This is a genomic window from Paenibacillus sp. Cedars (assembly GCF_003184205.1).
Lineage (GTDB): Bacteria > Bacillota > Bacilli > Paenibacillales > Paenibacillaceae > Paenibacillus_AQ > Paenibacillus_AQ glucanolyticus.
The window spans coordinates 65,453-77,893 of the sequence record NZ_CP020864.1 but is presented as its reverse complement, the minus strand read 5'-3'; the positions used below and the strand labels follow the sequence as shown (position 1 = coordinate 77,893).

The 12,441-nt window shown below is 42.8% G+C and carries 12 protein-coding genes; all 12 read left to right on the top strand.

The features are described 5' to 3' along the window. The first annotated feature begins 15 nt into the window (after window positions 1-15). A complete protein-coding gene (locus B9D94_RS00380; RefSeq protein ID WP_119851452.1) occupies window positions 16-1,359 on the top strand; it encodes an MATE family efflux transporter in 1,344 nt (447 codons plus the stop codon). Window positions 1,360-1,387: 28 nt separating this feature from the next. Further along, on the top strand, window positions 1,388-3,715 hold the full coding sequence (gene gshAB, locus B9D94_RS00375) for a bifunctional glutamate--cysteine ligase GshA/glutathione synthetase GshB (protein WP_119851453.1): 2,328 nt from the start codon (window positions 1,388-1,390) through the stop codon (window positions 3,713-3,715). Window positions 3,716-4,084: 369 nt separating this feature from the next. After that, window positions 4,085-4,408 (top strand): ArsR/SmtB family transcription factor, encoded by a 324-nt coding sequence (locus B9D94_RS00370; RefSeq protein ID WP_119851454.1) that lies wholly within the window; start codon window positions 4,085-4,087, stop codon window positions 4,406-4,408. Window positions 4,409-4,509: 101 nt separating this feature from the next. Continuing rightward, window positions 4,510-4,854 carry an ArsR/SmtB family transcription factor gene (locus B9D94_RS00365; RefSeq protein WP_119851455.1) on the top strand — a complete coding sequence of 115 codons (345 nt, stop codon included), beginning with the start codon at window positions 4,510-4,512 and terminating at the stop codon, window positions 4,852-4,854. A gap of 15 nt (window positions 4,855-4,869) precedes the next feature. Then, on the top strand, window positions 4,870-6,165 hold the full coding sequence (locus tag B9D94_RS00360) for an arsenic transporter (RefSeq protein WP_119851456.1): 1,296 nt from the start codon (window positions 4,870-4,872) through the stop codon (window positions 6,163-6,165). A 27-nt stretch (window positions 6,166-6,192) separates the two neighbouring features. Beyond that, a complete protein-coding gene (arsC, locus tag B9D94_RS00355) occupies window positions 6,193-6,612 on the top strand; it encodes an arsenate reductase (thioredoxin) (RefSeq protein WP_028407113.1) in 420 nt (139 codons plus the stop codon). A gap of 62 nt (window positions 6,613-6,674) precedes the next feature. Then, window positions 6,675-7,034, top strand: a complete 360-nt coding sequence (gene arsD / locus B9D94_RS00350) for an arsenite efflux transporter metallochaperone ArsD (protein ID WP_119851457.1) — start codon at window positions 6,675-6,677, stop codon at window positions 7,032-7,034. Window positions 7,035-7,057: 23 nt separating this feature from the next. Beyond that, entirely contained in the window at window positions 7,058-8,821 is a 1,764-nt protein-coding gene (gene arsA / locus B9D94_RS00345; RefSeq protein ID WP_119851518.1) for an arsenical pump-driving ATPase, read from the top strand. A gap of 42 nt (window positions 8,822-8,863) precedes the next feature. Continuing rightward, on the top strand, window positions 8,864-9,148 hold the full coding sequence (locus B9D94_RS00340; RefSeq protein WP_119851458.1) for an iron-sulfur cluster assembly accessory protein: 285 nt from the start codon (window positions 8,864-8,866) through the stop codon (window positions 9,146-9,148). 26 nt (window positions 9,149-9,174) lie between these two features. Further along, the gene (locus B9D94_RS00335) at window positions 9,175-9,609 is read left to right on the top strand and encodes a protein-tyrosine phosphatase family protein (RefSeq protein WP_119851459.1); all 435 of its coding nucleotides are present in this window, start codon (window positions 9,175-9,177) and stop codon (window positions 9,607-9,609) included. 265 nt (window positions 9,610-9,874) lie between these two features. Then, window positions 9,875-11,122, top strand: a complete 1,248-nt coding sequence (locus B9D94_RS00330; RefSeq protein ID WP_172963867.1) for an MFS transporter — start codon at window positions 9,875-9,877, stop codon at window positions 11,120-11,122. Between the two features lie 20 nt (window positions 11,123-11,142). Continuing rightward, complete coding sequence (locus B9D94_RS00325) at window positions 11,143-12,192, top strand: flavin-containing monooxygenase (protein ID WP_119851461.1); 1,050 nt, start codon at window positions 11,143-11,145, stop codon at window positions 12,190-12,192. Window positions 12,193-12,441 lie beyond the last annotated feature (249 nt).

Sequence of the window (12,441 nt, the reverse complement as noted above, 5' to 3'; positions counted from 1 at the left end):
AGGAGCAACTAGATCATGAAGGGCACAAATGATTTGACCCAAGGTCCTATTATGTCTACTTTAATGAAATTGACGATTCCCATCATTGCAACCAATTTTATATCTACAACCTACGGTCTTGTGGATATGATTTGGGTTGGAGGGCTAGGAAGCGGTCCGGTTGCTGCAATTGGCACAGCAAGCTTCTTCATTAATTTAGCGATTGCGTTATCGACCATGATAACGATTGGTACTGGTATCAAGGTTTCACACAGTATGGGAGCCGGTCAGGGAGAACAAGCTAAGTCTTATGTAAAAAACGGATTTATCATGTCTATTGCACTAGGGCTGCTCTACATGGTTTTTATCATATTGACCCAGGACCAGCTGATCGGTTTCTTCGATCTGGGAAGTGAAAAAGTTGAACAGATGGCGAAGCAATTTCTATTGATTTCGATAGTAGGTACCCTATTTTCAATTCTAAACACCTTATATGCAACCGTTTTGAATGCAATGGGAAACAGTAAACAACCATTTTATATTTTTTCAATGGGTCTCATCTTAAATATAATTCTTGATCCATTTTTAATATATGGAGTCGGCAGTTTTGAAGGTTTAGGAGTTGCAGGGGCCGCTATTGCTACACTAACAGCCAATGTATTAGTGACTTTGCTGTTTATCATGAAAACGAAAAACTTAGAAATGATCTCTAAGCAATCGGTCTGGAACAGCCGTCTCATGAAAGAGGTTATCCGATTGGGAGTTCCGATCACGATTCAACGGGTCACCTTTACGATCATTTCGATCATTATTGCTAAAATTATTGTAAGGTGGGGGGCTGATGCCATTGCGGTTCAAAAAGTTGGCATTCAAATTGAATCGATCTCCTATATGACGATCGGTGGTCTACAAGGGGCTATCGCGGCCTTTTTTGGACAAAATTACGGAGCTCGTCGATTGGATAGAATTCAGCAGGGTTATCGAAAGGCGTTGCTGTTGACCTCCATATTTGGCACTTTCATTTCGCTCATATTCATTTTGTTTCCTCAGCAACTCTTTTCACTGTTTCTATCTGATGATACGAGTATGAAGCTCGGAGAAGATTATATGCGAATTATCGGCTTCTCCCAGTTATTCATGTGCATGGAATTGATGACTGTAGGTGCGTTTAACGGTATTGGTAAAACACATATTCCGCCGATCTTCAGCATTTTATTTACGGCGCTAAGAATACCCTTGGCTTTACTCTTATCTGAACCGTTTGGTTTAAATGGGGTGTGGATCTCAATTGCGCTAAGTAGTGTTCTTAAGGGGATCATTTTGGTCATCTGGTTTAGAAAATCTTTACGCAGTATTCATAAATCGCTTGTAATTTCTTAATGAACAAGGATAAAGGACGGTCATAAACATGAATTTGTTGAATCGTGAACTTATAGAGGTTGTAATAGACAATGCACTTCAAAATGATCTGCTTCGAGGTCATTTCGGTTTAGAAAAAGAAAATGTACGGGTCGACCAAGATGGAAAACTTGCCCTGACACCCCACCCGAAGGCTTTTGGAAGCAAGACGGAAAACCCTTATATTCAAACTGATTTCTCAGAAAGTCAAATTGAGATGATAACTCCAGCCTTTGAGTCGATTGAAGAGACATATGATTTCATGGAAGCCTTGCAAGACATTGTTTCTGTCGAATTGGAAGGAGAGTATTTGTGGCCAAGCAGCAATCCACCCATGCTACCCGAAGAGAAAGAAATTCCTATTGCCAAAATGAGCGATCTCATCGCAGACGAGTATCGAAGTGAATTGGCGGATAAGTATGGTCGTAAAAGACAATTGTTAAGCGGAATTCATTATAATTTCTCGTTTGATGAGAAATTTCTCGCAAAACTATATGATATCCAGGAGCGGCACAAAGACTTTAAGGAGTTCAAAGATGCAATTTACTTTAAAGTAGCCCGTAACTTGATGAGGTACCGTTGGCTGCTCATCTATCTAACAGGGGCAAGTCCTGTTTTTGATAATACTTATATTCAGCAATGTGTTAACTTGGCGGATTCCCATGATAATAAAAGTTATTATTTTCCGATTATGAACTCACTTCGGAACAGTATGTGTGGATATCGGAATGAAAAATCGTATTATGTTTCTTTTAATTCGGCCAAAGAGTATGTTCACGACTTAAACAGGCTGATTCAAAAGAATGAATTACTGAGCGTAAAGGAATTTTACAGCCCCGTTCGCTTAAAAACCACTAAGGGGATCAATCCGTGCCAAGAGCTTGTGGAAGATGGAGTAGCATACTTAGAGCTTCGATTTATGGATATTAATCCACTTCATAAGATTGGAATAAGTAAAGAAATGATGCACTTTATCCATTTGTTTATTCTATTTATGCTGCTTAAAGTAGATGAATCCTTCCATGAGGAAGATCAAAGGATAGCTGATGTAAACCAAGATCAGGTGATTATGGAGGGTATAAAAGGCTATTTAAACGAGCCTGAATATAGTCAGTTCACGATGGAGGAAATGGCACTCGCTGTTATCGATGAGATGAAGGATATGGTGCAGCTTTTGTTTCCTAAGAATGAGGATTTTCAGCACATTCTGGACGATGAAAAGCAAAAGATTCTCCATACTGAGTTGAATGTTGCATCTAGGGTGAAGTCCGACATTCAAAAATCATCTTATCTGACATACCATTTGGAAAAAGCAAAAATATACGCTCAGAACAGTATTCAAAATGGATACCGTTTTGCAGGGTATGAGGATCTCGAATTATCAACCCAACTTCTCTTAAAGGCAGCGGTGAAACGAGGCATACGCTTTAAGTGGATGGATCGGGATGAGAACTTTGTATTACTATCCAAAGGTAATCATCAAGAGTATGTGAAGCAAGCTACGAAAACCTCCTTGGACTCCTATAGTACGGTGTTAATTATGGAAAATAAGGTGGTCACGAAAGAAGTTCTCAAACAACATGGAATTCGTGTACCGTCAGGGGAAGCGTTTCAGAGCTTGGATGAAGCAATGTCCACCTATGAAACATATCGCGGTACTCCCATTGTGATAAAGCCCAAATCAACCAATTTTGGGTTGGGCATTACGATCTTCAATCAAGATTATTCGAGAGAGGATATGAAAAAAGCGTTTGAAATAGCCTTTACGCACGATCAAACGGTTCTTCTTGAGGAATTTATGACAGGAAAGGAATATCGCTTTCTGGTCATGGGGGATCAGGTTGTAGGGGTGCTGCATCGTGTCCCTGCAAATGTCGTCGGTGACGGTGTCCACACGATCGAACAGCTTGTTCATGAAAAGAATAAAGACCCGCTCAGAGGTAAAGGGTATAAGACGCCCCTTGAGAAAATTCAGTTAGGGGAAGCAGAAGAGATGTTTTTGAAAAATCATTCTATGAGTTGGAACGATATACCCCAACAAGGTGAAGTTATCTATCTAAGAGAAAATTCGAACATTAGTACAGGAGGAGACAGTATCGATTTTACGGATGAAATGCCGAACAGTTATAAGGAACTTGCTATTCAATCAGCTAAAGCTGCAGGAGCCACCATATGTGGTGTGGATATGATGATTGATTCCTTAGAGGAAGAAGCAACCGATACCAATTACAGCATTATAGAAATCAACTTCAATCCAGCAATTCATATCCACTGCTACCCTTACATCGGAAAGAATAGAAAGGCAAATGAAAAGATTCTGGATTTATTGTTTGGTTAGTTTGATAGCGCCATGTAATTCGGTTCTATCGGGGAATGTGTCGCAAGAAACCAGGAGTGGGCGAATGATGAGTGAATCATGGTGGGGCGAAGGAAGAGCAGAGTAAGGCCCCCCCAAAGTGGGGTCAGAAATCGGGTGAAAATTTTGCGCACAGAATTTCTGCCGCGTGCCTTTGCTGGTGCGCGGTTTTTGATGCTGTTGCATGAGGCGCGAAAGTCGCGCTCCGATAACGCGCCCGGGGAGGCTGTTTCAAATAATGTAATGAGCAGGACCCGTTTTCTTGATTTCAAAGAAGCTGTCACTTAAAATATAATTATAAATTTATATAATGGTGAAAAAAGCTTGCTTATATAGGAAGGATTGGATACTTTGGAACAATTGAATGAGATCGCTGAAAAATTGAAACTTCTCGGAGACAAGACCAGACTTACCATGCTAACGCTGCTTAAAGACAGAGAATGGTGTGTTTGTGATTTTGTCGATTTATTTGACATGTCGCAACCTGCAATTAGTCAGCACTTAAGAAAATTAAAATCGCAGGGAATTGTAAATGAGACTCGCCGTGGTCAATGGGTATATTATTCTTTAAATGTAGACGATAAGCCCTATATCAAGACGGTGTTAGATCAAATGCCTGAAACAGACACCCTTCTTGCTACGCTAAACAAACGAACGAATACAACCTGTGATTGAAATTGTGGAGAGTAAATATTGGTTGAAAATTAAATAGATATAAGTTGTTGATTATATAAGTGTATTATTATATAATGATGAAGCGAAAGGGAGTGATCAATATGCAAACCAGTTTGGAGAAAGTTAGTGATGTTTCACAGACACTTAAATTACTTGGCGACAAAACACGGCTTACGATGATGAAATTACTTGAACATCAGGAGTGTTGCGTTTGCGAACTCGTTGAAGTGTTCAAGACAAGCCAGCCATCCATAAGCCAACATTTAAGAAAGTTGAAGGATGCAGGTCTCGTTAAGGAAAACAGGCGCGGACAATGGATATTCTATTCCAATAATCGAGACAATAGCCACTATAATCTTATTGAAGAACTGCTGCAATTTGTTCCTTCCCAGAATCATGAATTGACGGAGCTTGAGAGGAAAGGGCTTAGAATTACTTGTAATTAATTGGAGGTTTGAACATTGGTTTCTGTTGTCCTGGCTAGCATCATTTTTCTTGTTACCTTAGTTTTTGTCATTTGGCAGCCTAAAAATCTATCCATTGGATGGTCTGCCTGTGGTGGTGCTGTACTGGCGCTGCTTGTGGGAGTCGTTGACTTTCAGGATGTATGGGATGTCACCCAGATCGTATGGAATGCAACGCTCGCCTTTGTCGCGATCATTATCATTTCATTGATCTTGGATAAAATCGGTTTGTTCGAGTGGGCCGCCTTACATATGGCGAATGCTGCTCGAGGAAACGGTATCCGGATGTTTGTCTATGTATCCGTTCTTGGAGCTGTTGTCGCTGCTTTTTTCGCAAACGATGGTGCGGCCCTAATCTTAACTCCGATTGTGCTTGCCATGGTACGAGCGCTGAATTTTGACGAGAAGAAGGTATTTCCTTTTATCATCGCAAGTGGTTTTATTGCGGACACAACTTCGCTGCCGCTTGTAGTCAGCAACCTGGTGAATATCGTATCGGCCGATTTCTTCGGAATTACGTTTATCGAATACGCCAGTCGTATGTTGGTTCCCAATCTGTTCTCTTTAGTAGCCAGTATCCTTGTGCTTTATTTGTTCTTCCGCAAGAGCATCCCGCGAAAGTTTGATGGGATGCAGCTTAAACAACCCTCAACGGCAATTCAAGATCCTAAGATGTTCCGTTTATCATGGATTGTATTGAGCGTGCTGCTGATCGGTTACTTTGTGTGTGAATTTGTGGGTATTCCGGTATCGATCGTAGCTGGCGTTATCGCGATATTCTTCCTGCTGATGGCAAGAAAAAGTCCGGCTGTGAAAACCAAAGAAGTACTCCAAGGGGCTCCGTGGGCCATCGTATTTTTCTCGATCGGTATGTATGTTGTGGTCTATGGCTTACGTAATGCCGGTCTTACAGATCTTCTTGCAAGTGTCATACAGAGCGTAGCGGATCAAGGATTATTTGCTGCAACCATGGGGATGGGCTTCATTGCTGCGATTATTTCATCCATCATGAACAATATGCCGACCGTCATGATTGATGCACTCGCCATCGATGCGACTAACACGTCGGCTGCCATTAAAGAGGCTTTAATTTATGCGAATGTGATCGGTTCCGATTTAGGTCCCAAAATTACACCGATTGGTTCACTAGCCACCTTGCTTTGGTTGCATGTCCTTTCGACCAAAGGCGTGAAGATCAGCTGGGGGACTTACTTTAAGACAGGGATTATATTGACCATCCCAACGTTATTTATAACCCTTTTAGGTTTATATATATGGCTAACCATACTTTAATTCAAGCGATAAGGGAGAGAAACGATGATGGAAAAAAAGACACTTTACTTCTTGTGCACAGGCAACTCTTGCCGCAGCCAAATGGCTGAAGGATGGGCCAAAAAACATTTGGGTGATGATTGGAATGTTTACAGCGCCGGCATCGAAGCTCATGGCCTAAACCCGAATGCGGTCAAAGCTATGAACGAAGTGGGGATCGATATTTCGAACCAAACTTCGGATATCATTGATCCGGTGTTGTTAAATCAATCCGATTTGGTGGTCACCCTGTGCGGTGATGCTGCCGATCGTTGTCCGATGACACCTCCTCATGTTCGCCGCGAGCACTGGGGATTTGACGATCCTGCCAAGGCTCAGGGTACAGACGAAGAAAAATGGGCTGTTTTTCAGCGCGTTCGCGATCAAATCGGCGAGCGTATTCAAAAGTTCGCTGAAACCGGCGAGTAATCAAATAGAATGTAGGAGCCGGGAACTTTTCTCGGCTTCCTTTATTACAGGAGGGAAACGACATGATATCCATTGAGATTTATGATCCGGCCATGTGTTGTTCTACAGGAGTATGCGGGCCAAGCGTGGACCCTGAATTGATTCGTGTATCAACCGTTGTCCACAATTTAAAAAGCAAGAACATCGATGTTGCTCGTTATAACCTGGCAAGTGAGCCAGATGCGTTTGTTTCGAACCGTGCTATCAATCAGCTGCTTACTGAACAAGGCCCGGAAGTTCTACCGGTAGTTTTGTTAAACGGTCAAGTGACGAAAATCCAAGGCTATCCCTCCATGGAGGAATGGTGTTCTTGGACTGGATTGGCAGAGACGGACTTGGTAAAAAAACCGAAAATGCGTATTGAGCTCAAAACGAAGCAATGACAGAAGGAAGTAGGTGCACAATGATGACGAGATCATTTCATCCAAATGATATTCCACTAACGCCATATCTCTTTTTTACGGGCAAAGGCGGAGTTGGAAAGACCTCTACCGCGAGTGCGACAGCCATATCACTTGCAGATGCGGGTAAGCGAGTTTTGCTAGTCAGCACAGACCCGGCGTCGAATCTGCAAGACGTTTTCGGTATGACGTTATCCAATCATCCTGTTCAGATTCAAGGAGCGCCTAACCTGTATGTCGCCAATTTAGATCCGGAGACGGCAGCAAGTGAATATAAAGCACAGGTCGTTGATCCGTACCGCGGCAAACTTCCGGATACCGTGATTGCTACGATGGAGGAACAACTTTCAGGCGCCTGTACGGTTGAAATTGCCGCCTTCAATGAGTTCTCCGCCCTTTTGACCAATCAAGAGCTGAAAGCCGGTTTTGACCATATTCTTTTTGACACAGCGCCAACAGGGCATACGCTTCGGTTGTTGCAACTTCCAACCGCTTGGAGTGGATTTCTAGATGAAAGTACACACGGTGCTTCATGCTTAGGTCCATTAGCAGGTCTGGATTCGAAGAAGGAACTATATAGCAACGCACTGGCAACGCTGAATGATGAACAACAAACAACACTCGTGTTGGTGACGCGTCCAGATCGTTCACCGCTGTTGGAGGCTGCCCGCGCTTCATCCGAATTAAGAGAGACGGGAATGAATAATCAGATTCTTGTTATGAACGGCACTTTTGTTCTTCATTCAAACCCGGATCCCATTTCAGAAGCGTTCTATAAACGCCAACAGATCGCGTTAGATGCGATGCCGGAGAACCTAAAGACCATTCCCCATTATGAGATACCTTTAGTTCCATATAACCTAACCGGACTATCCCATTTGCGTCAATTATTTTCACCCATAGAACAATCATTAAGCCCTGAAAACGTGGAACAGATTTCAGCACCACCATTAAGCACACTCATCCGTGACATATCTTCATCCGGAGTATGTGTTGTATTTACGATGGGAAAAGGCGGTGTGGGAAAGACAACCATTGCATCAGCCATTGCGGTTGGCTTAGCTGAACAGGGACATCGAGTACATCTGAGCACAACCGATCCTGCCGCACATCTTAACCACATTTTAGATGAGGAAGGAAACAACCATTTATCGGTGAGTCGAGTCGACCCAAGAGTCGAACTGGAAAAGTACCGTAATGAAGTACTGAGCCAAAATGCCGATTCCTTAGATGAAGATGGTCTTGCTTATTTGGAAGAAGACTTACGATCTCCTTGTACAGAGGAGATTGCTGTCTTCAGAGCTTTTGCAGAGTTGGTTGAGCGTTCACAGGATGAGATTGTAGTGATTGATACGGCTCCAACCGGACATACGCTGCTGCTTTTGGACGCAACGCAAGAGTACCATAAGGAAATTGAACGTTCTTCTGGAGAGATTCCTAATTCGGTGAAGCATCTTCTGCCGCGCCTGCGAAATCCTGAGGAGACCAGCGTAGTTATTGTTACTCTGGCAGAGGCCACGCCTTTTTACGAGGCTTCCCGATTGAACGAGGACTTAAAGCGAGCAAATATCCCTACAAAATGGTGGGCGATCAATCAGAGCTTCGCTGCAACGCAGACAACGGATCCGGTGTTACAAGGCCGAGCGAGTTCGGAGGCTCAATGGATCTCACAAATCAAAGAAGCATCGGCAAATCACAGCGTGATTATTCCGTGGGAACCGGAGGAAATTAAGGGATACGATCGGCTCAAAAAACTGGCGGAGAAGTAATGACGGGTAAAATTCTACTTATATGAGTGAGGAGTGATCATCATGATCATTACGGATGGGGCTAAAGCATACATCGAAGAGATGATGAAAGAAGCTGGGACCACAACGTTAAGATTCTTTAATGCAGGTGCTGGGTGTTGCGGACCAAGTTATCAGCTGACGCTGGATAAAGCTCAGGAAAATGACATTGTCGAGCGTATAAATCATATAGAAGTGGCTCTCGATCCAACGATTGCCGACCTCGTACGGAATGTTACATTGGATATTGACCTAGATGAAGAAGGTCCTGCATTAATCGTCAGTGGCGGCAGTAGCAGCTGCTGCTAATTCGAAAATAGGAGGCAACGAAGAACATGGAGAAGAAATACCATGCACTACATGAAGATAAGATCTATATGGGCGGAGCCGCTGATGTCGAAGAAATGGTAAAACAAGAAGGTGTCCAAGTCGTGGTGGACCTTCGAGAAGAAGCCACGGAGTGCGCATCCACAGATGCCAACGTGAAATGGGTTAAGATCCCCTTGGGCGACAATGCAACGGAGAGCGAGGAAGTTTTATTTAAAAAGGCGATCGATGAAGTAGTTAGTGCCTATCACAATGGCCAAAAAGTTGCTTTTCATTGTGGGGGAGGTAAAGGAAGAACAGGAACCGTTGCCATTGGAACCTTGCTAGCCCTAGGAGAGGCCCAAACCATTGCCGAAGCTGAGGAAAAGGCCAAGAGCATTCGCAATATTATTCAAATAAAGCCGACCCAAAGGGAATCCCTCGAAAAGATATTTGAAGCCTAGTCTTATGATAGCCACCTGTTCTACAGGTGGCTATTTAAATGTCCTCATTTCAAAATTAAAACTTGCAAAATACAAATATTTGAGTTATAACTTATCTAAGGTTAGGTGCATGGAATGTGAGTGGATTTTAATTTTGTGTACATGGAAGTGGACTAAGGGGTCTATTTTAAGGGTTATTACTTGCAATTTACAAATAATTTGGAGGCTGATTATTGATGGTAGCGACAAATGCATTTGCTCCAGGGATCAAAATCAAAGAGGGAGGATGGTGAATCGGAGCACAGCTGAGAAAAACATGATCATTGCCGCCTTCATCACAGCAGTTAGTTTATTTGGAGACGCCATGTTATATGCCGTATTGCCGGTAAACAGTGAGGAATTCGGGTTAACAGCTCTTTGGCAGATAGGGGCTTTATTATCGATCAATCGGTTTGTTCGTATACCGATACATCCACTCATTGGTTGGTTCTATACACGATATCCGGTTCGAAATGGTCTATTCATCGCCATCTGCCTAACGATCGTTTCTACATTTGCTTATGGTTACTTTAATGAATTTATCGCGCTCTTGATCGCTAGATGTGTGTGGGGGGTGGCATGGGCTTTCATTAAACAAGCCGGGCAGTTATTAGTGGTTGAAGCTGTTACGGAGAGTAAGCAGCCAGGGAAACTAACAGGTTTATTTAATGGGATTGCCGGTGCTGGTGTCGTTATTGGAATGGTTGTAGGTTCCTTATTATCTGAAAGCTTTGATACTTCGTCGGTGTTAACCGGTTTTGCGATCCTCAGTGCTTTAACTTTTCCGCTTTTGTTACCTATCAAAACAAGAAGTCGAGGTGTAGTGCAGCATGTAGAGAACAAAAATTCGAAAGCACTGCTGTTCATGGTTAAGGATCGACGTTTCATTGTACTCCTACTAACCGGATTTGTGATTTCCTTATTATTCCAAGGGTACGTGAAATCGACACTTAGCTACTGGATAGAAATGCGGGATTTTAGTGCTTTATCTTTATTAAGTTCGCTTAGTGCTGCAACGTTAACAGGGATATTACTCACCCTCAAATTAGCTGCGGATCCTTTCCTTGGTTATTGGGTTGGAAGGTTTAGTGATATCAGGCAGTCGAGAACAGAATGGTTAACGGGAAGTATCATGGCGGTGGGTATTCTTTTTGTCATCATCGCATTCCATCTCCAAACTGTTGTGTGGCTCTCAACGCTGATCTTATTACTTCTCGTATCTTCAATCGTAACTACATTATTAGATGCTGATGCCGCTCAATATGCAGCTGATTCATCCAATAAACATTACGTCGTATCTTCGTATTCCATGACGGTTGATATAGGTGCTGCGTTAGGTCCATTTCTGGGTTTCACACTGCTCTCTGTAGTTGGAGACACCGCCTTGAATGTCAGTGCTGCTCTATTGTTAGTTTTGTGTGCATTTATATTGCTTCGAGTGAAGAAAAAGGATCGAAAAAATGAAATCCTAAATGATATCGATAACCATACATAACGTGAGAGGAGAGAATGACAATGAATCATGTATTAGATGTCCTAGTCATTGGTGGCGGGCAATCGGGATTAGCATCAGGATACCACCTGAAACAAAGAGGCCTATCCTTTTTAATTTTGGAAGCGAGTGGGGAAGCTGCAGGTTCGTGGCCGAATTACTACGATAGTTTAAAGCTTTTTTCCCCAGCTAAATATTCATCCTTACCGGGACTATCCATCCCGTCTCCAGGTGATCGATACCCCAATCGAGATGAGGTTATTCAGTACCTAAAAAACTACGCATCTCACTTTCAATTACCAATTGCCTTTTATCAACGTGTTGAGCAAGTTTCTAAAGAAGTAGGTGTTTTTCAAGTTCGTACGACTACGGGAGAAACATATACTGCACGCAATTTGATCTGCGCTACCGGTTCTTTTAACAAGCCATATATCCCATCGATACAGGGTCAGGAAGATTTCAAAGGTACAATCGTACATTCCGCTTTTTATAAGACACCGGATCCCTTTAGAAATCAATCTGTTATCGTCGTTGGAAGGGGAAACTCAGCTATACAAATCGCGATGGAGTTAGCAGATATAGCCAATACAACATTAGCGGTTCGTGAGCCGGTCTCGCTTGTGCCGCAGCGTTTTCTAGGTAAGGACATTCACTTTTGGTTTATCATCACCGGTATCGATTCTCATTGGCGGATAGGGAAGTCATTAGCCAACGCATCTTCCGTCATGGACCTGGATGGGTATAAACAAAGGTTGAAGGAGGGCAATCCAAAGCAAAAGATCATGTTTACATCGTTTTATGAAGATGGCGTAACTTGGCCTGATGGATCAAAAGAGAAGGTGGATAGTGTTATTTTTGCAACTGGGTTTCGTTCCAATCTTTCCTATATCAAAGATCTAGGAGGACTTGATACTAAGGGGGATCCATTACAAGACCGAGGTGTAAGTACGGTTGTACCTGGTCTATTTTATGTGGGGCTGTCAGGGCAACGATCCTTTGCTTCAGCGACCCTTCGGGGGGTTGGTCCTGATGCAAAGTATGTTGTGAAACATATTCAGAAGAATGCTAAGTGAGAGAGACTGCTTCTTATACCCTCTACTTGTTAGTTAGTTGCAACATGAAGAAAGAGGGGGATTCAAACGAAAATTCTCGTGCTTATTGTTCATTCCTATATTCAGCATTCAAAAAGCACAAACGTAGGAAAGAAGAGATGGAAGGTAAGGAGCATATAACCGTCATGGCCTTTATGAGCAATATCCTGATTAACGAGTTCACGTAAGAAGAGAACAGGACCTCTTACTCGTCCATGACCCGGATACGGA